This is a genomic window from Roseateles asaccharophilus (assembly GCF_004362405.1).
Classification (GTDB): Bacteria; Pseudomonadota; Gammaproteobacteria; order Burkholderiales; family Burkholderiaceae_C; genus Kinneretia; species Kinneretia asaccharophila.
Genome location: NZ_SNXE01000001.1, coordinates 888214 through 908972 on the forward strand (window position 1 = coordinate 888214; position 20759 = coordinate 908972).

The window sequence follows — 20759 nt, forward strand, 5'->3', positions numbered from 1 at the left end:
GGAACCTCACCATGAAGCTTCATATCGCGCTGCTGACCCTGGCTTTTGCCGCTGCGACCGGTGCGCAGGCCGAGGAGAAGAAAGCGCCCACGCCCCAGCAGGCCAAGATGGCGGCCTGCAACAAGGACGCGGGCGAGAAGAAGGGCGATGAGCGCAAGGCCTTCATGAAGGAATGCCTCTCCGCCAAGCCCGCCGCAGCCGCCAGCACGCCCCAGCAGGAAAAGATGAAGACCTGCAATGCCGACGCCAAGGGCAAGACCGGCGATGAGCGCAAGGCCTTCATGAAGGAATGCCTCAGCAACAAGAGCTGAGCTCCGGCCAGCAACGAAACGGCCCCGCTCGCGGGGCCGTTTTGCATGGGGCGCCGTTCTCAGCGGGTGCCCACACCGCGCGCCAGCATCACCGCGGCGATGGGGATCAGGATCAGCAGATGAGCCTGCAGCATGATGCGAGCGCGGGTGCTGCGGATCTCCGCCTCGGCGGGCAGGGTGCCGTCGGCCTCCAGCGTGCGCAGCCAGCGCCGAAAGCGCAGGGTGGGCTGGATGGAGAGCAGGCCGATCACCACGAACAGGCCCAGCTTGGCGTGCAGCAGGGGCTGGCTCCAGTACCAGCTGCCGCCCTTCATGCCCCAGTAGGCGCGGGCCAGGCCCGTGAGCAGCACGGCCACGGCCGTGATGCCGTAGATGGCATCCAGCCGCGCCAGCCGCCGCACCACGGCGGCATTCATCCACTCGACACGGCAGAGCGCCGCCTCGCTGCTGAGAAAGACCACCAGGCTGAGGATGGCCACGAGGTGCAGGCCGGCGAGCAGGGCTTCCAGGGTCATGTCAGGGTCCGTTGGCGGCGGCGGCGGCCTGCTGCCAGTAGGCCGGGCTGCCGTAATGCTGTTTGAGAAAGTCTATCCACAGCCGGACCCGCAAGGGCAGATGCTTGCGCTGGGGCACCAGGGCGTAGATGCCATTGGGTGGGGCGGCGAAGGCATCCAGCACCGACTGCAGGCGCCCGGCCTTGATATCGGCTTCGACCTCCCAGAGGCTGCGCCAGGCCAGGCCCAGGCCGGCCAGGCACCATTGATGCAGGACCTGGCCATCGCTGCAGTCCAGCCGGCCCTGCGGGCGCCAGTGATAGAGCTGGCCGTCGACCCAGAAGGCCCAGCCCCGGGCCTGGCTGGCCTCCGAGGACAGGCTCAGCGTCTGATGCCGCGCCAGCTCGCTGGGGTGCTGGGGCACGCCGGCGCGCTTGAGATAGGCCGGTGTGGCCACGCACAGGCGCCGGTTGTCCGCCAGGCGCATGCTCACCAGGCTGGAATCCGCCAGATCCCCCACGCGCACCGCGCAGTCGAAACCCTCGTTGACGATGTCCACCACCCGGTCCGAGAGATTGAGCGAGAGGCTCAGCTCCTGATGCCGGGCCAGAAACTCGGGCACCAGGGGCGCCACATGGCGGCGTCCGAAGCCCGCCGGCGCCGTGATGCGCAGGTGTCCGCTGGCCTTGATGCCCCCGGCGCTCACGCCGGCCTCGGCATCGGCAAACTCCACCAGCAGGCGCTGGCAGTCCTCCAGAAAGCTGCTGCCCTCGTGGGTGAGGGTGATGCGCCGCGTGGTGCGCACCAGCAGCTTCACGCCCAGGCGCTCTTCCAGGGCATCTATGCGCCGTCCCATCACGGCGGGGGCCACGCCCTCGGTCTGGGCGGCCGCCGTGAGGCTGCCCTTGGTGGCGACCAGCACAAAGGATTCGATCTGCTTCAAGCGGTCCATGCCCGTGATTGTGCATGGCCGTCGCGCTTATTTTTGCGTTTTTGAGCATCATTACATGCGTTGGACGCGATGAATCCGGCCTGCCGCCTCGCATAAATTGCATCGCAATGTCTTTTCTCTTCATCAGCTCAGTCAGGAGTTCCGCCATGACCGCTTCCCGCACCCCCGCCCATCGCCTGCAGGTCGATTCCGCGCTCTACCGCTTCATCGAGGAGCAGGTGCTGCCGGGCACCGGCGTGAGCAGCGCCGCCTTCTGGGCCGGTTTTGATGCCATTGCCCACGATCTGGCGCCCAAGAACGCGGCCCTGCTGGCCGAGCGCGATCGCCTGCAAAGCGAGCTGGATGCCTGGCACCGCGCCCATCCGGGCCCCATTGCCGACATGCCGGCCTACCGCGCTTTCCTGGAGCAGATCGGCTATCTGGTGCCCGTCCCGGCCCAGGTGAAGGCCACGACCGCGAATGTGGATGCCGAGCTGGCCCTGCAGGCCGGCCCGCAGTTGGTGGTGCCCATCCTGAACGCCCGCTACGCGCTGAATGCGGCCAATGCGCGCTGGGGCTCGCTCTATGACGCGCTCTACGGCACCGATGCCATTCCCGAGACCGACGGCGCGGAACGCGCCGGCGCCTACAACCCGGTGCGCGGCGCCAAGGTCATCGCCTTTGCCCGCCAGGTGCTGGACCAGGCAGCGCCCCTGGCCGGCGGCGCCTCGCACAAGGACGCCACGGCCTATACCGTGCAGGATGGCCGCCTGCAGGTGAGCCTGGCTGGCGGTGCCAGCACGGGCCTGCTTGATCCGGCCCAGTTCGTGGGCTACCAGGGCGAGGCCGCGGCGCCGCGCTCGGTGCTGCTGGTGCACAACGGCTTGCATCTGGATATCCAGATCGACCGCAGCACGCCCATTGGCCGCAGCGACGCCGCCGGCGTGGCCGATGTGGTGCTGGAAGCCGCCCTGTCCACCATCCTGGACCTAGAGGATTCGGTGGCGGCCGTGGATGCCGAGGACAAGCTGCTGGCCTACAGCAACTGGCTGGGCATCCAGCTGGGCACCCTGACCGAGGAAGTCAGCAAGGGCGGCAAGACCTTCACCCGGCGCCTGAACGCCGACCGCGTCTACCAGCGGCCCGCCGGTGGCGAGCTCAGCCTGCATGGCCGTTCGCTGATGTTCGTGCGCAATGTCGGCCACTTGATGAGCAATCCCGCCATCCTGCTGCAGGGCGGCCGCGAGATTCCCGAGGGCATCATGGATGCGGTCATCACCACGACCATCGCCCTGCATGACCTGAAGCGCCGCGGGAATTCGCGCACCGGCTCCATCTACATCGTGAAGCCCAAGATGCATGGCCCGGCCGAGGTGGCCTTCGCGGCCGAGCTCTTCGGGCGCGTGGAGCAGCTCTTGGGCCTGCCGGACAGCACGGTCAAGCTGGGCATCATGGACGAGGAGCGCCGCACCAGCGTCAACCTCAAGGCCTGCATCGCCGCCGCGGCCAGCCGCGTGGCCTTCATCAACACCGGCTTCCTGGACCGCACCGGCGACGAGATGCACACCGCCATGCTGGCCGGCCCCATGCTGCGCAAGGGCGATATGAAGAGCAGCGCCTGGATCCAGGCCTATGAGCGCAGCAATGTGCTGGTGGGCCTGCAGTGCGGCCTGCGCGGCCGTGCCCAGATCGGCAAGGGCATGTGGGCCATGCCCGATCTGATGGCCGCCATGCTGGAGCAGAAGATTGGCCACCCCAAGGCCGGCGCCAACACCGCCTGGGTGCCCAGCCCCACGGCCGCCACCCTGCATGCCCTGCATTACCACCAGGTCCATGTGGCCGCGGTGCAGCAGGAGCTGGAGAAGATTGACCTGGACGCCGAACGCGAGGACATCCTCCACAAGCTGCTGAGCGTGCCCGTGGCCGCCAAGCCCAGCTGGAGCGCGCAGGAGCGCCAGCAGGAGCTGGACAACAACGTCCAGGGCATCCTGGGCTATGTGGTGCGCTGGATCGACCAGGGCGTGGGCTGCTCCAAGGTGCCCGACATCAACGGCGTGGGCCTGATGGAAGACCGCGCCACCCTGCGCATCTCCAGCCAGCACATCGCCAACTGGCTGGAGCACGGCATCGTGACCGAAGCCCAGGTGCGCGAGACCTTCGCCCGCATGGCCGCCGTGGTGGACCAGCAAAACGCCGGCGACCCGGCTTACAAGAGCCTGTCGCAAAACCCCCAGGGTGCCGCCTTCCAGGCCGCACTGGACCTGGTCTTCAAGGGCAAGGTCCAGCCCAGCGGCTACACGGAGCCGCTGCTGCATGCGTGGCGGCTGAAGGTGAAGCAGGGCTGAGATTGATCAAGGCGCGGTGGGGGGGGACTGTTGCGGCAGAGCTACGAAGTTGCGGAAATCGCGGCGCAAAGACATCGCATTCAGGCTCGCCCGCAACAGATGAGTGTGCAGTGGCGCAATGAGTTTTCTGGTGCTAAGTGATTGATGTGAAAGAAGTATTTATGCACTCCGAAATGCTTGCTGCGGTGCTCAAGTCGCACTTCCGCCTGGCGGGCTAGGGGAATCACGCCCTCGCTGCCCAAGAACGGATTCGGAGAATCAGGGTGGCAAATTTTTCAGTTCGCCCGTGTCGCCCACAAAGCGCCCGCGCGCTCACAAGGGTCAAAACCCTCAACTTTCAGGAGTCTGCATGTTTAAGAAAACGAAAGTCAGCGCCGCCGCGCTGCTTGTCTTGAGTGGTGGTTTTTCGCTGACCAGTGCTCCGGCTCTGGCTCAGGAGAAGCTGGAGCGCATCGAGATCACCGGCTCGGCCATTCGTCGCATTGAGGCCGATTCGGCCCTGCCGGTGCAAGTGATGACCAAGCAGGACATCGCTCGCACGGGTGTCACCAGTGTGGAAGGGCTGCTGCAGACGATTTCGTCCATGTCCTCCGCAGGTGGCACGTCTGCCGCCGAGGGCGCCGGCTCCTCGACCTATGGCAACTCCACCATCTCCCTGCGCGGTCTGAGCGACGCCCGCACGCTGGTGCTGGTCAATGGCCGTCGCATGGCCTCCTTTGCCGATGGCAGCTCCGCTGTCAACGTGGCGACCATTCCTCTGGCGGCCATCGAGCGCGTTGAAATCCTCAAGGACGGCGCCTCCAGCGTTTACGGTTCGGACGCCATGGCCGGCGTGGTCAACTTCATCCTGACCAAGTCCATGAGCGGTGTCGAGCTGGCCGCCTACACCAGCGCCCCGACCACCTCGGGCGGCGGCAAGACCCAGCGCGCCAGCATCACGGCCGGCTTCGGCGAGAACTCGCCTTTCCGCGCCGTTGTTTCGGGGACCTTCGAGAAGGAAACCGCCCTGTTCGGCAAGGACCGTGACTTCTCTAAGACCGCCACGGTGCTGCCCTACTACTCTTCGGGCGCGACCGGTCAGGGCAATATCGAGGGTGCGGTGTTCCCGGGGCAGTACCCCAATGATCGCCAGCCCAATTTCGGCACATCGCCCGGCACCGGCTACGGCAACCCGCTGGCCGATCAGGGCAAGTGCGGCGACATCAATATGGCGCTGAACCCGACCCGCACCAACAAGATCTCCCCGACCTTGAATGTCGGCGCACCTTTCTGCGCGTTCGATACGGGTTCCTTCGTGGGGCTGACGCCCAAGCGTGAACTGGCTGCGCTGACCGGCAACTTCGGTTTCCGGATCAATGACAACCACGAACTGTTCGCCGATCTGCTCTTTGCGCAAAGCGAAGTGCAGATGACCTACCAGACGCCGCCGCTGCGCCGCGGCTTCGCGGCAGGTTCGAATGCGCGGCTGGAGAAGGAGAAGGTTGATCCTTCCCTGATCATTTACCCCAGCAACCCCAACTACAAGATCGCAGCGGACTACCTTACCAAGTACGGCTACACCGCTTTGGTGGGCCAGCCGCTGGCCATCACGGCGCGGGTGTTTGACTACGGCGGCCGCCAGACCACCGACACCGCCAAGCAAAGCCGTCTGGTCCTGGGTTCCAAGGGCGTGATCGCCAACCAGGACTACGAGGTCGGCTTCTTCACCAACAAGAGCCAGCTCGAAGGCAAGTGGACGGGCGGCGTTTTCTCGGTGACGGACTACAACCGCATCATCAATGACCCGGCCAACAACTGGAACCCGTGGATTGCCGGCGGCGTGCAGACCGGCGCCCTGGCCGACAAGCTCAAGGCAGCCGCCTACGTGGGCCCCTCGCTGGACGCCGTGTCCAAGAACCAGGGTATGGATGCCCGCCTGTCGGGTGAGTTGTTCGCACTGCCCGCCGGTGCCGTGCAGTACGCGGCTGGCCTGCAGTCGCGCAAGGACAGCCTGCAGCGCACTCCCGCGCCCATTCCGGGCAGCGGCGACATCGCTGGTGCGGGCGGCGCAGCCTTCGCGATCGACAAGAGCCGCACCATCCGCGCCGCATTCGGCGAAGTGGTGGCCCCGGTGCTGAAGAATCTGGAGGCGACGGCGTCCGTGCGTACCGACCGTTACAACGACTTCGGTACCGCCAACACCTACAAGCTGGGTGCGACCTACCGTCCCGTGCCACAGGTGCTGGTCCGGGCGTCCTACAACACCGGCTTCCGCGCGCCGTCCCTGCCCGAGCTGTGGCAGCCTCAAGTCATCGGCACTACCGAGCAGTTCGATGATCCGGCGACCGGCCAGACCGATCTGCAGGTCAAGGGCGTGACTGGCGGCAACCCCAAGCTGAAGCCCGAGGAGTCCAAGGCCCACACCATCGGTGTGGTGTTCAACCCGACGCGTGACTTCTCGATCGGCCTGGACATCTTCAACATCCAGATCGATAACATCATCGATACGCCCAGCGCCCAGGAAGTGGTTTCCCGCTTCCGCGCTGGCGATCCGGCCTACCAGGGCCTGGTGACTCTGGCCGGCAACGACATCGATCAGGTGCTGACCGTCACCTCCAACCTGGGCAAGGCCAAGGTGCAGGGCGTTGATCTGTTCTCGAATTTCAAGACCCAACTGGGTGCAGGTCGACTGGATGTGCTGCTCAACGGCACCTACATGATCAAGTTTGATCAAACCAGCGCCGGTGGCAATCTGTCTCGCAAGGTCGGTACCCTGGTGGAGGCTAACGGTGCTCCCGTGCTGGGTGCCAACAATGGCGGTGTTATCCTGCGCTGGAAGCACTCGCTCACGGCGGCCTACACGCAAGGCGCTTGGACGGGGGCGCTCACCCAGAACTACACCTCGCGCTACCGCGCCGGTAACGATCTGAATGGTGACGCAACCTATGTGGGCGACTACTCGATCTTCGATGCCGCAGTGTTCTATCGCGGCGTGAAGAATCTGACCCTGGGCCTGGGCGTGAAGAACCTGTTCAACAAGGTGCCTGACATCTTTGTCCCGGTGAGCAACCAGTTCCAGAGCGGCTACGACGTCACTCAGTACGACCCCCGCGGCCGTACGGTGTATCTGAACGCGTCCTACAAGTTCTGAGCGATTAAGCGCAGCAACTGAAAAGCGGGCCGAGGCCCGCTTTTCTTTTGTTGGTCAGCCTTGTTGCCTTGCCAGTGCGGCCTGATCGGCAACGAGAGGCTTACTCGCCGGGGCGTCGCGGTGTGGCGGCTCGCAGCGTGGAGTCCATCTTCTGGGCTTCCATGCGATCTCGCTCCATCTGCTCAGCAGTGCGGCAGCGCACCGTGGGGATGCTGGAGCCAATAGGCGTTTCACTGGTGCAACGGGCCGGGGCACTCATCGCTTGCTGCGGCGATTGATCCGAGTTTGACGCGCACGCCGTGAATAAGACCGCCACACCTGCTAGCAAGAGATGAATGTTCATTGGGAGATCGATGAGTAAAGGGTTGTTGAAGGTGCGCTGCGTTGCCTTGTAAGCCCCGCGCTGCTCGTCAGACCTATCCCGAAGCTTGGATCGCCACGGATGCCTAGCGTTGCGATTCAACACGATCAATGGTCCTTGGGTCTATCACGCCGATTGGGGGGGCGCAGGCCACACGCCAAGACGGGACCATGCGCCGGCGTAGCTTGACGAGTCGGATAGTGATAAACCCGTATTCGCACATCGGCGTTGTCTGACAACAACTCTTGCCTTTCTTGGGGTCCTGTCGATCTAGGGGTTTTCTCTAGAAAGCTGGTGTTTGGAGCTTCCTAGGGATGCGCGGGGCGCCTCAATTGGGGCAACCCCCGAGAGGGTGCGGTTAACGATTCGTTAACAGTGTGGTCCGGCGTGCGAAGGGCGGACGGGCCCTCGGCACCTCAATGCAGATGATGCCGCTCACGAAGAGGCCATCAATCAAGTGATTTTTCGGAGTGTTCAATGAACTACAAACGTAAAGCAGTCAGCACCGCGGTGCTGATCGCCCTGGGTGCAGCAGCAGCCCTGCCTTCTTTCGCTCAAGAAACGCTTGAGCGTGTGACCATCACCGGCTCCAGCATCAAGCGCATTGCGGCTGAGGGTGCTGTGCCCATTCAAGTCCTGACCTCTGCTGACATCGCTCGCAGCGGCGCGACGACCGTGACGGATCTGATCCAAAAGCTGCCCGCCATGCAGGGCTTCTCTGTCACGACTACCGCTGTCGGTACCAATTCGGGCGGTCGCACGACGGCCTCGATCCATGACCTGGGCGAAGAGTACACGCTGACCCTGCTGAATGGCCGTCGCGTGGCTCCTTCGGGCTCCGGCAGCGCGGTGAACCTGAACGCCATCCCCATGAGCGCGATTGAGCGCGTCGAAGTGGTGACCGACGGTGCCTCGGCGCTGTACGGCTCGGACGCGATTGCCGGCGTGGTCAACTTCATCCTGAAGCGCAACTACCAGGGCGGCGATCTGGATTTCCGTATGGATCGTCCCAGCGGCGGTGGTGAAAGCTGGAATGCCAGCGGCACCTGGGGTTTTGGTGATCTGGAGAAGGATCGCTTCAACGTTCTGCTGTCGTATCGCCACGATGAGCAACGTCAGCTGTTGGCCACGGATCGCGATTTCGCCAAGAGCGCGTTCATCAATTTCGAGAACAACGGCAAGCAATACTTCTACAACCGTGGCGCGCCCCACGCCATTCCGGGCAACGTCTCGGTGGCCCTGACGGGTGGCATCTACGCCGGTCAGTACACCGCATTCAACCCCGAGTACGAGAAGACCGGTAAGTGCGCTCCGGCACACGAGCTGTTTGTGCAGGCCAACCCCCTCGCCCAAGGCAAGGATGCGCAGTGCTACTTTGACTTTGCATCCACGCTGGAGATCTTCCCCGAGTCCAGCCGCGACAGCTTCTTTGGCACCGCCAATTTCATGCTGACGCCTAACACGCGTCTGTTCACGGACCTGTCTCTTTCGCGTCATGACCTGACCGCCAAGATTGCGGCCAACGCCGTCAATATCCCGATCGCGAAGGGTTCGGCTCAGTACAACACCTACGTGCGCCCCTACCTGGGCAGCATCCCCGATGCGAACGTCTCCTCGGTGACGGCGACCTATCGCAACCTGGACTTCGGCGGGCGCACCTCCCAGACGGTGACCGACTCCACCCACTTTGTGGTTGGCGGTGAGTCGGAGATCGCCGGATGGAACGTGTCGGGTGGTCTGACTTACTCGAAGAATGACATCAACGAGAAGTATGTCGACGGCTACTCCCTGCGCACGCCCACCAATGCCCTGATTTCCAGTGGCGAGCTGAATCCCTTTGCGCTGGCTGGTCAGCAGACCCCTCAGACCCTTGAGAAGATCCGCGCCACCATCTTCAATGGCTCGGTGCGTACCGAGCAGACCGAGCTGACCGGCGCCGATGTGCGTGCGTCGGGCTCGGTGTTCAAGCTGCCTGGCGGCGACGCCATGCTGGGCGTCGGCGGTGATGTGCGCAACTATCACTTCAGCCAGATCCCCACCGAGGCGGCCCGCACCTCGACCGTGCTCTTCAACTTTTCTGCCATTCCGCGGTTCAATCTGGAGCGCAAGACGGCCGGTGCTTTCGCCGAACTGCTGATGCCTGTGAGCAAGCAGCTTGAGCTGACGGCGGCCATGCGCTACGACACCATCGATGGCGTGACCGACAAGGACACGGGTGCGACGGCCAGCAAGGACATGAGCGCCTCGACCTACAAGATTTCGGCGCGCTATCAGCCCAGCCGTGAGCTGATGTTCCGTACCTCTTACGGTACCGGCTTCAAGGCACCGAGCATGCTGGATGTGGCCCGTCCCCGCACCCCGTCCGGCGTGACGAGCAACCCCTACGCCTGCCCCTTCCCGGGCACCGAGTTCTGCCGTCCGGGCCGTGCCCAGTACCAGCGTCTGAGCGAGGGCAATTCGGAGCTGAAGCCCGAGCGTTCCAAGCAGTTCCTGTTGGGTATGCGTTTCGAGCCGACCAACGCGGTCTCGATGGGCATGGACTACTGGAACGTCGAGATGCGTGACCAGGTGTCGTCGGTTTCCGAAGCCCTGGCTTTCGGCAATCCGGCCACTTACAAGGATCTGTTCACCACCTTCACCGATCCGGGTGACGGCAAGAACTACTACGCCTTCAAGCTGGCTTCGGTGAACATCGGCCGTGCCAAGAACAGCGGCATTGACTGGGACATCACCGGTCGCGTGGACACCGGCTTGGGTCGCCTGACGACCACGGTCTCGGGCACCTACCTGATCGAATCCAGCTATACCCGGCCGGGTACCAGCGATGTCTGGGAATCCAGCCTGGGCAAGTTCGGCATCAACAATGCCGTGTCCTTCCGCAACATCCTGCGCGCTTCCGCCAGCCTGCAGAGCGGCAAGTTCACGAACACCCTGTCCTTCAACTACCGTTCTGGCTACTCCGACATGGAGCGTACGGACGTGATCGATGTGGCTGCAAGCGCCGCGGCCAAGCGCCCGGTCCTCGCGCCCGCCATGCGTCTGCAGGTGCCCGAGTACTACACCTTCGATTGGCTGACCCAGTACAAGCACAACAAGGCTCTGGACTTCCAGTTCGGTATCAAGAACCTGTTCGACCAGGCGCCCCCGCTGTCGCTGCGTACCGGTGGCTCCCACCATGTGGGCTACGATCCGCGTTACACGGACTCGTTCCTGCGCACCTTCTACGGTCGCGTGGCCTACAAGTTCTGATGTGACCGCAGTCGGGTCGGAGCAAGTCCGGCCCATTTTGAAAGGCCCCTCGGGGCCTTTCTTCGTTTTTGACGGGCAGACTGTTCCTTCGGCAGACCCATCGCTGGGCCGAAACGGTCACCAAGTACCTATGCAGGCGTGATGAGCAACTGCGGTGTCGGCATCGCTGGCACAGCCCCACAGTCTTTCTAGAATGTCAGCCCACACAAGGAGGGGAATATGTCGGAATCGCCGGATCAGCTCATGCCCATGCCGCAGCGCTGCGAGTTGCTGATCATCGGCGCCGGCCCGGCCGGCAGCGCCGCCGCCCGCCAGCTGGCGCGTGGGGGTGTTGAGGTGCTGCTGGTGGACCAGCATGCACCCGGGCGTGACAAGATCTGTGGCGATGGCCTCATTCCCGATGCCCACCAGGCCCTGGCCAAGCTAGGGCTGCTGGAGGCCGTGATGGCACGCGCCCAGCCCGTGGCGCACGTGGGCTGCATCGGCCCGCGCGGCGGTCGCATCGATGTGCCGGGAACCCTGGCCGTGCTGCCGCGCCGCGAGCTGGACCGTCTGCTGCTGGAGGCCGCCCAGGAGGCGGGGGCGCAGTTTCGGCAGGCCCGCTTCGAGGCGCCGCTGGAGGATGCCTCGGGCCGCGTGATCGGGGCCCGCCTGCGCCTGCCCGACGGCCACCTGCATGAGATTCAAGCGCGCTGCGTGCTGCTGGCCACCGGCGCCGTGCCCAAGGCCCTGACGGCCGCCGGCATGTGCGAGCGCCACACCCCCAGCGGCGTCGCCCTGCGCGGCTATGTGAAGGCGCCGCAGATGGTGGGGCGCATCAAGGCCCTGGAGGTGGTCTGGGACAAGTCGGTGCGCCCCGGCTACGGCTGGATCTTTCCCGCGCCGGACGGCCACTTCAATATCGGCGTGGGTGTGACTGACAGCCACCGCGATCTGGCCGGCAAGGGGCAGAAGAAGGACGTGAACCTGCGAGCCATCTTCGATGCCTTCGTCGAGCACTATGCACCGGCCGCCGAGCTGATGCGCGTGGGCGAGCTGGTGGGCGAGCTCAAGGGTGCCCCCCTGCGCTGCACCCTGACCGGCGCGCGCTGGAGCCGCCCCGGCCTGATGGTCATCGGCGAGGCCGCCGGCTCCACCTACTCCTTCACCGGCGAGGGCATTGGCAAGGCCATGGAAACCGGCATGCTGGCCGCCGAAGCCCTGCTGGCGCATGGCAGTGACGATGACGCCGCCGTGCGAGCGCAGTACGAAGCGGGGCTGCGCGCCCTCAAGCCCAAGTACGAGCTCTACGAGCGGGCCAACCGCATCAACGCCTATCCCTGGCTCACCGATCTGCTGATCTGGCGCGCCCACAAGAGCGAGCGCCTGCTGCGTCGTATGAGCGGCGTACTCAACGAGACCAGCAACCCCGGCAATCTGGTGAGCTGGCGCGGGCTGACGCGAATCATCTGGGAGTAGTGTGAGCCCCTCGTCCAAGGCCTATCTTGGCCGGCCCCCCGAGGGGGCGGCGATGCTTGCCGGATTGACCGGCAAGCATCGCCATGGCGGGCCGGCTTGGGAGCGGCCCGGCGCTCGGCCCGCGAGTTTCATACGCTGCAGTTGCCGGCTCTAGCCACCATGGATAACTGATATGTGCCAGTTGCTGGGCATGAATGCCAACACGCCGACCGATGTGATGTTCAGCTTCACCGGCCTGGCCACGCGGGCCGATGAGCACAAGGACGGCTTCGGCATCGCCTTCTTCGAAGGCCGGGGCCTGCGCCACTTCGTGGACCACCACAGTGCCCGCGTCTCGCCCCTGGCCGAGCTGGTCAAGCGCTACCCCATCAAGAGCGACAACGTCATCGCCCATATCCGCAAGGCCACCCAGGGCCGCGTGGCGCTGGAGAACACCCATCCCTTCCAGCGCGAGCTCTGGGGGCGCTACTGGGTGTTTGCCCACAACGGCAATCTGGTGGACTTTCACCCCCAGCTGCACGCCGCCTTCAAGCCCGTGGGCGATACCGACAGCGAGCGGGCCTTCTGCTGGCTGATGCAGGAGCTGGCCAAGGCCCATTGCGCCGTGCCCACCATTGAGGAGCTCAGCCGCACCCTGGCCGAGCTCACGCCCCGGCTCAACCGCCATGGCACCTTCAATATGCTGCTGTCCAACGGCGAGGCCCTGTGGGCGCATGGCAGCACCAAGCTGCACTATCTGCTGCGCCGCCATCCCTTCGGCCAGGCCCAGCTGGCGGACGAGGACCTGAGCATAGACTTTGCCCAGCACACCACCCATCAAGACCGTGTGGCCGTGATCGCCACCGAGCCCCTGACCTCCAATGAGGACTGGGTTGCCTTCCAGCCCGGGGAGCTCAAGGTTTTTGTGGGCGGGGCGCTGTTCGCCGCCTGATTCACGGGGTTCGCCGGCTGCCAGGGCCAGTCATCCCATCGTGGATCTGGTCCTGTGCAGCGTGACTAGACTGCGCGTCATGCATCCCAGCTCCGACACCGGCAAGGCGATCCTGCACTGGTCCCAGTGGTTGTGGCCTGGGCCCAGGCGTGTCTTCAGCGCGCAAGAGATGGCCCGTGCCGGCGCACAGCCCTGGCCCAAGGCTATCAATCACTATGTCCTGGCCAATGTGATCACGCTGCTGGCTATCAACTACGCGGAGATCCCCTCCGGTCTGGCTCCGGGGCTGGCTGCCGGGGCCCTGCTGCTGACCCTGCTGTCGCTCTGGGTAGCCCAGCAGCTCTGGGCTCAGCCTACCCGGCTCAGACTCAATCTCTACACCCTTGCTGCGGGCTTGGGCCTGGTCGGATGCGCCCTGGGGCTTCGCTGGCTGCTCGGTCGCGAAGCGGCGCAAGTCCATCTGCTGAGCTATGCCGCCATTGTGCTGGTGTCCTGCAGCGCCTGGTGGATGCTGAGCCTGATGCGGGTGCAGCAGATCGAAGCTCGCCTGCGGGAGCTGGATGATCAAGCCCAGCAAGCGCGGCTTGCTCGCCGCCTGGCCACGGCACAGATACAGCCGCACTTTCTCTTCAACACCCTGGCCTCGCTCCAGCACTGGGTCGACACCCGGGACCCGCGTGCCGGCAGCACCCTGCGCGCATTCACCCAGTACTTGCGTGCCACCCTGCCGATGTTTGAGCGGGAGAGTCATTCGCTGGCTCAGGAGTTGCAGATCGTCCGAAGCTATCTCGAGATCATGCAGGCTCGGTTGGGGGGCGCTTGGTGTGGTCCGTGTCGGCGGCGCCAGCGCTGAGTGAGCTGGCCCTGCCCCCTGGTGCCCTGCTGACCTTGGTAGAGAACGCCATCGTGCACGGCATCGAGCCGGCATTGCGCGGCGGGGCGGTCGATGTAAGGGCGACCCTGAATGAGGCTCAGGGGTGGGCGACTCTGGAGGTGCAGGACAGCGGCCAGGGCATGACCGCGGAACGGGTCAATGAAGGACTGGGCCTGTCCAATACGCGCAATCGCCTGCGCCAGCTCCATGGCGAGGCGGCCCGCCTTGAACTCCAGCCGCAGGACCCGGGATGCCTGGCCCGGATCATGATCCCTTCAAGCCGGGAGCAAGCCGCATGAAAGTACTGATCGCCGACGATGAAGAAGGCCCGCGCGAGCAACTGCGCACTGCGCTCCAGAGGCTGGCCCCAGACGTTCAGTTGGTAGCACAGAGCTGCAATGGTGTGGACGCCTGGGATGAGGCCCTGCAACATGAACCCGATGTCTGCCTCCTGGATATCCGCATGCCCGGTCTGAATGGTCTGGAGGTCGCCAGACGCCTGTCGCAGCTCGAGGCACCGCCCCAGATCGTGTTCGTGAGCGCCCATGGCGACCATGCGCTCAGCGCATTCGAGGCGGGCGCGGTGGACTATGTGCTCAAGCCCGTGGATGATGCTCGCCTGCTGCAGACCCTCGGCAGGGTGCGTGAGCGGGCCTCGCGCATGTCCCTGACTCCGGATTCGGGCGCCCTGCGGGATCTTCTGCAGCGACTGCTGCCAGGGGCGCCGAGGCCAGGTCAGCGGCCGATACAGGCCAGCCTGGGTCGCGAGATCAAGCTCATTGCCCCGGACGAGATCATCTACTTCGAGAGCGACAGCCGCTATACCCGCGTGGTCCACCAGGGCGGCGAGGCCCTGATCCGCACGCCGCTGAAAGAGCTGCTGACCCAGCTGGACGTTGAGCAGTTCTGGCAGGTGCACCGCTCGGTCATCGTCAACTGCCGCTGTGTGGCCAGCGCCATTCGCGTGGACGAAAGCACCATGCAGCTCACGCTCAAGGGTCGCGAGGAGAAGCTGCCGGTGTCGCGCCAGTTCCAGGGCCTGTTCAAGGGCCAGTAGGGTGAGGGCTCAGCCTGCGCCCGCGCGCTCGTTCGCACGCCGCGCGGCCCAGGTCATCCCCAGGGGCGCGGGCGGGGCGCTTTCGGCACAATCGGCGCGCAAGACCATCTGAAGAACCGCCTGGCCGGTTCAGCGCATCATGACCCTGCCCTTGCCCACACCGCGCTTCGATCAGTTTCCGCGCTACGAGGAGCTGACCCAGCTGCTGTTCGCCTATGCCGAGGCGCGGCCCAATCTGGTCTCCGTGCGCTCCATCGGCCAGAGCTACGAGGGCCGCGATATCTGGGTGCTGGTGCTGACCAACACCGCCACCGGTGCCGATGTGGACAAGCCCGCCTTCTGGCTGGACGGCAATATCCACGCCGCCGAGCTCACCGCCTGCACCACCTGTCTGTACTACCTGCACCATCTGGTCCTGCTCTACGGCGCTGATGAACAGGTCACCCAGCTGCTGGACAGCCGCACCATCTACATGGTGCCGCGCCTCAACCCCGACGGCGCCGAACTGGCCCTGGCCGACCGGCCGCGCCACATCCGCTCCTCCACCCGCCGCTACCCCTTCGACGAGGAGCCGGTGGACGGTCTCACCATGGAAGACGTGGATGGCGACGGCCGCATCCTCACCATGCGTGTGCCAGACCCCCACGGCGGCTACAAGAAGCATGCCGGCGACCCGCGCCTGATGGTGGCGCGCGAGCCCGGCGAGTTTGGCGGCGAGTACTACCGCCTGATGCCCGAGGGCTTCATCAAGAACCACGACGGCCTGACCGTCACGGTGAACAAGGACCGCGAGGGCCTGGACCTGAACCGCAACTTCCCCAGCGAGTGGCGCCAGGAGTTCAAGCAGGTCGGCGCCGGCCCCTACCCGACCAGCGAGCCCGAGGTGCGGGCCATGGTGGACTTCATCACCACCCACCCGAACATCGGCGCCGCCATCAGCTACCACACGCACAGCGGCGTGATCCTGCGCCCCATGGGCACTTGCAGCGACGACGACATGATCCCGGAGGACCTCTGGGCCTACAAGCAGTTCTCCAAGCTGGGCGAGCAGCACAGCGGCTACCCCGCCATCAGCATCTGGCACGAGTTCAAGTACCACCCCAAGGAAGTCATCACCGGCACCCAGGACTGGGTCTACGAGCATCTGGGCGCCTTGTTCTGGGTGGTGGAGCTCTGGTCGCCCAACAAGGAAGCCGGCATCGAGGGCTACAAGTGGATCGACTGGTTCCGCGAGCACCCGGTGGAAGACGATCTCAAGCTGCTCAAGTGGAGCGATGAGCAGTGCGGCGGCCAGGCCCATGTGGACTGGCGCCCCTTCCTCCACCCGCAGCTGGGCCCGGTGGAGATCGGCGGCTGGGACAAGATGAACTTCTGGCGCAACCCGCCGCCGCATCTGCGCGAGCGCGAGGCCGCACGCTTCCCGCGCTGGATGAACCAGATCGCGCTCTCCCTGCCCAAGCTGGAGCTGCTGCGCACCGAGGTGCGCGCCCTGGGCCCCGACACCTGGCGCGTGCGCCTGGCCGTGGCCAATAGCGGCTATCTGCCCGCCTATGTGACCAAGCGCGCCCTGGAGCGCAAGGTGGTGCGCGGCCTGATGTTCGAGATCCATCTGCCCGCCGGCACCCCCGAGGTCAGCCTGGTCAGCGGCAAGGAGCGCATGGAAGGCCCGCAGCTGGAAGGCCACGCGCCCAAGCAGAGCCAGCAGGCCTTTCTGCCCAGCCGCGAGATCACGGCCGACCGCGCCGTGGGCGAATGGGTGGTGCGCGCGCCCAAGGGCACGCGCCTGGCGCTCAGCGCCAGCGCCGATCGTGCCGGCACGGTGCGCACCGAGGTGGTGCTGGACTGATTTCAGTCCGGTGTGGCTCGCTGGCTGCGTGACCCTCGCCGCTCCGGCATCACGGCGGTGGCGTCGGCCAGTACCCAACGATCCCGGCCCTGTTGCTTGGCTTGGTAGAGCGCCGCATCCGCCCTGCGTATCAGCTGGGCTTCTGACTCGCCCGGCAGCGCCTGCGCGACGCCTGCTGAGCAGGTGTAGCGCAAGACCCCGCCCTGGTAGGCGGGGCTGGACTGACGTACGCGTTCCAGCAAGCGGTCCATGCGCGCCCGCAGCAGCGAGGTGTCGCCAATATCCCACACCAGCAGGAATTCCTCGCCGCCCAGACGACCCGCCAGTTCCTGTCGTCCGACCTCCGCCTGTAGCAGGCCTGCGAAGTGCTTGAGCACGACATCGCCGACTTCGTGCCCATGAACATCATTGACCTGCTTGAAGTGATCGAGGTCCAGAAGCACCACCGCCGCCGCGCTTGCCTTGTGCGGGCCGAGTTTGCGCCGCAGGTTCTCCAGAAGGTAGCGTCGGTTGCTCAGGCCGGTCAGCTCGTCACTGAACGCGGCTTTTCGCGCTTGGTCCCGCTCCTGGCGCAGTACGCGCCAGTCGCGCCCGAGTTCGCTGATGTCGCTGATCACACAGAGCATCCAGCCATTGGGTGCCGTGGTCTCTGTGGTCATGACCCAGCGCCCGTCCATCAGGCTGGTCTCTATGGTGCGGAAGGGCAGCTTGCCACGTCGCAGCTGGGCGGACCGAAGCCAGTGCTCGAAGTCGTCGGTGACCACCTGGGTGCCCTTCTCACGCATCCATCCCAGGCGCATCAGATCGGGCCAGCTCGGAAACTCGTCGGGCCGCAGCCCCAGGATTTCGCGGAAGACGGGATTGGCCCACTGCAGCCGGTCGTGCTCGTCAAACAGGGCGAAACCCTGCTGAGACTGGCTCATCAAGGCCAGCAAAGGTGCCAGCAAGCGAGCCTCGGCGGCGTCAGGGGCGGCACCGCCAGCCGCCTCGTGGTTGAGAGAGACCTGCATATCTACCGGCGCGGCGACCGTTTGTTTGGCCCATTGTGGGCAGGCCGGCGTCGCCAGGTCAAGGTGCTCGCCCGCGCAGGATGAGCCAGGTCGCGTTATCCCAGCCCGAGCTCAAGCGGCTGTGCACCGAGGTGGTGCTGGACTGAGATCGCCCCTCTGCAAGCAGGCGGGCGGGTCGGGGCGTGGAGGCGAATCAGTGGCTCGGGTTATCGGGAGCCAGAGCCGCATCCAGCACCGTCTCGAAGCCGCCCTGATTGCCGAAGCGATCGGTGGCGGCCAGCTCAAGCTGCGCTTTGCCCGCCGGACGCCGGGTTGCGAAGCTCAGTGTCAGCCGCAGGCTCAGCCCATCCCCCTGGCCCTGCACCCGGCTGAGAGCGGGATGCAGTCGCGCCTCGCCCAGAGCCAGCACCTCCTCGGGGCCTGCGTGCCGGCACTGCGCGTTCAGCCGTGAGCGCGGTCCGTCCGATTGGCTGGGTTGGCAGATGCTGAACTGGCCGCTGTGCCGCTCCCAGCGCCACCACCCGTCCCCTGCGGCGGACTCTCTTGGGCGCAGATCCAGATGCTCGACAGCGTTCCAGCCCTGAGCGTCTGGCGCCCGCCAGCCGATAGACAGAACGAAGGGGCGACCGCTGAGCAGCCGTTCGGCTGGCACCATCGCACGGCTGCGCCCTAGGGGAGCGGCGCTGGTCGTGACGCCTGTCAGTGGCGCCGCCGGCTCGATGTTGGCGATGCTGCTCCAGGCATTGGCTGGTCCAAGCTGGGCATTCACGGGCTGGCCAAGCCGCACCCCGAACCAGCTGCTTTGCTGGCTGCTGCTGCCCAGCACCTGGATGCTGAAGCTGCCTTGTGTGGCGCCCGCCGGCAGGCGCAGCACATCCCGCCGTGCCTCATAGTCGCCCGTGCAGACCATCACGAAGCCGACCTGGCTCAGGGGCGGGGGCAAAGGTTCAGACCGACGCTCAAAACGGCAGGCACCGGGCACGGCCGTGCCGTTCTCGGTGAAGTAGGGAATCTGCACCTCGGCGTCGTTGGGGGCCGGATGGCTAAGTCGCAGCTCAAAGGTGGCTGGCGTGCGGATGAAGGGGATCGCGCTGCGTTGCACCCGAACCCGCGAAAGCGAGATCACGCGCGGCGGCCCGTCCTCGTCAACGATCAGCACTTGGCCCTCGCCGGTGCGGGTGCCATGCGCGACCTGCACCCGGACGTACTTGTTGCCATCGGCCACGGTATCGCCGCAGATCGTCACTGGCACGAAGGGGTAGCTGGGATTGACCCGGAAGGGCTTGTCCACCACGGTGATGAAGTCCACGCCCGGCGTGCAGCTGCTGCCGCCGACGGCCATTGGTGAAGGTCCCGGGAGGGTACTCAGCCGCAGCTGGGACTGTGGGTGGATATCGGCCGGCAAGCTGATCGGCAGCCAGACCTCGCGCTGTCCGCTTTGCCCCTCGGGCTCGCTGATGCTGACGATCTGGATAGCGCCCTGGGCCGAGGCGGAGCCCGGTCCGACTAGGCATACGGCGATACCGGCTGCGATCAGCGCCAGCCCAGTGCCAAGGCCTTGGACACGGCGGTAGGGGGTCTTGTGCAGCGCCATGATGAGAGCTCCCTGAGTTGTGAGACAGAAGAAGTTGCGCGAGGCAAGGGCGTGCAGCTCATACGGCTCAGGCCGGACGCTGCGGGTTCCGGCGCCAGGCTAGAAGACCCAGACCTGCAGCCATCAGCGCCCAGCTGCCGGGCTCGGGCACGGGGGCTGTCATGCCGGTCACGGAGCTGATCCAGTCAACATGGCTGTAGACCGCCGTGCTGCCCATCAGATCGCCGAAGCCGCTTTCGTTGGCTCTGCTGAAGTCGCAACTCGGATTCGTGATCCGGCCACTGCAGAAACCCCAGCTCCAGCTGTGGACACCCGTCAGCAACCAGGCTTTGCCGTCCCACACAAAGTCGCCGCCTCCGGAATCGCCACCGGAAATCAAGGCCTCGTTGGCAATGCCCAAGCCACTGCTGAGGCCATTGAGGCGGCCCAGGGTGTTGTAGCGGCTGTCCCCGTTGTCGAAGTCGGCGACATAGATCTCGCCATGGGCGTTCGACCAGGTACCCAGATCGGGCAAGCCCTGTGCTTGGGCGGCGTCGATGAACTGAATGGCCGTGGCGTCGAAGGTGTTCATGCCCCAGTGGCCATAGGCCCGATCGGAAAAACTGGGAGGGCTGTTGCTGCCACCCAAGCCCGTGGTGCCGTAGCCGGTCATCAGGACGGACTGGCCGAGGGCGCTGCTGCGGTGGATCTGAAAGCCCTGTGCGCCGGTGAGGGGTGTGCTCAGCTTCAGGAGGGCCAGGTCGGCCTGAGTGGTCACATCTCCGGCCCAGCTGGGGTGCATGATCACCTGACTGACGCTGCTGTTGGCCTTGGCTACGTCGTTGACCACGCCGAACTCCAAGCGGAAATTGGATTTTCCGTTGTCCACGCAGTGCGCAGCCGTCAGCACATAGAGACCGCCGTCCAGCAAGCTGCCCGAACACATCGAGCCCGAGCCACTGGGCAAGGTGTAGCTCAGCCGCGCCAGGCCGTCGAGGCTGACCTCGTTGAAGCGGGTTGAGGCTTCGATGCGCCAGTTGACGGGATTGCTGGTGTTGGACATGGCCGATGCCGAGGGGGCGCTGACGGCGCTACACAGCACGGCCAGCAGCGCCAGCGTGAGGCGGGCCGTCGTGGCGGGCTGCGGTTGATCGGGGCATGTGATGGGGCGGAGGCTGTGTGGCATGGT

The 20759-nt window shown here is 65.4% G+C and carries 15 protein-coding genes; 10 read left to right on the forward strand and 5 right to left on the reverse strand.

All coding sequences use genetic code 11. The features are described 5' to 3' along the window. Positions 1 to 11 precede the first annotated feature (11 nt). On the forward strand, positions 12 to 311 hold the full coding sequence (locus DFR39_RS03965) for a PsiF family protein (protein WP_133602215.1): 300 nt from the start codon (positions 12 to 14) through the stop codon (positions 309 to 311). A gap of 59 nt (positions 312 to 370) precedes the next feature. Here DFR39_RS03965 and DFR39_RS03970 read toward each other — a convergent pair whose 3' ends face one another. Both DFR39_RS03970 and DFR39_RS03975 read right to left on the reverse strand, forming a co-directional pair. Then, positions 371 to 826 (reverse strand): DUF2214 family protein, encoded by a 456-nt coding sequence (locus DFR39_RS03970; RefSeq protein WP_133602216.1) that lies wholly within the window; start codon positions 824 to 826, stop codon positions 371 to 373. Between the two features lies 1 nt (position 827). Beyond that, complete coding sequence (locus DFR39_RS03975) at positions 828 to 1757, reverse strand: LysR family transcriptional regulator (RefSeq protein WP_133602217.1); 930 nt, start codon at positions 1755 to 1757, stop codon at positions 828 to 830. A 146-nt stretch (positions 1758 to 1903) separates the two neighbouring features. On the opposite strand from DFR39_RS03975, the gene DFR39_RS03980 reads away from it, so the two are divergent. From DFR39_RS03980 to DFR39_RS04020, 9 genes are all read left to right on the forward strand, one after another. Beyond that, positions 1904 to 4081 (forward strand): malate synthase G, encoded by a 2178-nt coding sequence (locus DFR39_RS03980; protein WP_133602218.1) that lies wholly within the window; start codon positions 1904 to 1906, stop codon positions 4079 to 4081. A gap of 349 nt (positions 4082 to 4430) precedes the next feature. Further along, positions 4431 to 7211, forward strand: coding sequence for a TonB-dependent receptor (locus DFR39_RS03985; RefSeq protein WP_133602219.1), 2781 nt, complete (start codon positions 4431 to 4433; stop codon positions 7209 to 7211). A gap of 838 nt (positions 7212 to 8049) precedes the next feature. Continuing rightward, a complete protein-coding gene (locus tag DFR39_RS03990; protein ID WP_133602220.1) occupies positions 8050 to 10821 on the forward strand; it encodes a TonB-dependent receptor in 2772 nt (923 codons plus the stop codon). 219 nt (positions 10822 to 11040) lie between these two features. Next, positions 11041 to 12279 (forward strand): NAD(P)/FAD-dependent oxidoreductase, encoded by a 1239-nt coding sequence (locus DFR39_RS03995; protein WP_133602221.1) that lies wholly within the window; start codon positions 11041 to 11043, stop codon positions 12277 to 12279. A gap of 172 nt (positions 12280 to 12451) precedes the next feature. Further along, on the forward strand, positions 12452 to 13210 hold the full coding sequence (locus DFR39_RS04000; RefSeq protein ID WP_133602222.1) for a class II glutamine amidotransferase: 759 nt from the start codon (positions 12452 to 12454) through the stop codon (positions 13208 to 13210). Between the two features lie 79 nt (positions 13211 to 13289). Next, entirely contained in the window at positions 13290 to 14063 is a 774-nt protein-coding gene (locus tag DFR39_RS04005) for a histidine kinase (RefSeq protein WP_162849418.1), read from the forward strand. Between the two features lie 35 nt (positions 14064 to 14098). Next, on the forward strand, positions 14099 to 14383 hold the full coding sequence (locus DFR39_RS04010) for a sensor histidine kinase (RefSeq protein WP_133602224.1): 285 nt from the start codon (positions 14099 to 14101) through the stop codon (positions 14381 to 14383). Then, a complete protein-coding gene (locus DFR39_RS04015; protein ID WP_211343785.1) occupies positions 14380 to 15141 on the forward strand; it encodes a LytR/AlgR family response regulator transcription factor in 762 nt (253 codons plus the stop codon). Before DFR39_RS04010 ends, DFR39_RS04015 begins: the two co-directional genes overlap by 4 nt. Positions 15142 to 15280: 139 nt before the next feature. Next, positions 15281 to 16987: a M14 family metallopeptidase gene (locus tag DFR39_RS04020; RefSeq protein ID WP_133602226.1), complete on the forward strand. Its 1707-nt coding sequence runs from the start codon at positions 15281 to 15283 to the stop codon at positions 16985 to 16987. A gap of 2 nt (positions 16988 to 16989) precedes the next feature. Here DFR39_RS04020 and DFR39_RS04025 read toward each other — a convergent pair whose 3' ends face one another. The 3 genes from DFR39_RS04025 to DFR39_RS04035 all read right to left on the reverse strand — a co-directional run bounded on the left by DFR39_RS04025 (position 16990) and on the right by DFR39_RS04035 (position 20756). Then, positions 16990 to 17910, reverse strand: a complete 921-nt coding sequence (locus DFR39_RS04025; protein WP_211343805.1) for a GGDEF domain-containing protein — start codon at positions 17908 to 17910, stop codon at positions 16990 to 16992. 280 nt (positions 17911 to 18190) lie between these two features. Beyond that, entirely contained in the window at positions 18191 to 19591 is a 1401-nt protein-coding gene (locus tag DFR39_RS04030) for a hypothetical protein (RefSeq protein WP_133602228.1), read from the reverse strand. A 67-nt stretch (positions 19592 to 19658) separates the two neighbouring features. Beyond that, positions 19659 to 20756, reverse strand: a complete 1098-nt coding sequence (locus tag DFR39_RS04035) for a trypsin-like serine protease (protein WP_133602415.1) — start codon at positions 20754 to 20756, stop codon at positions 19659 to 19661. Between the last annotated feature and the right edge of the window lie 3 nt (positions 20757 to 20759).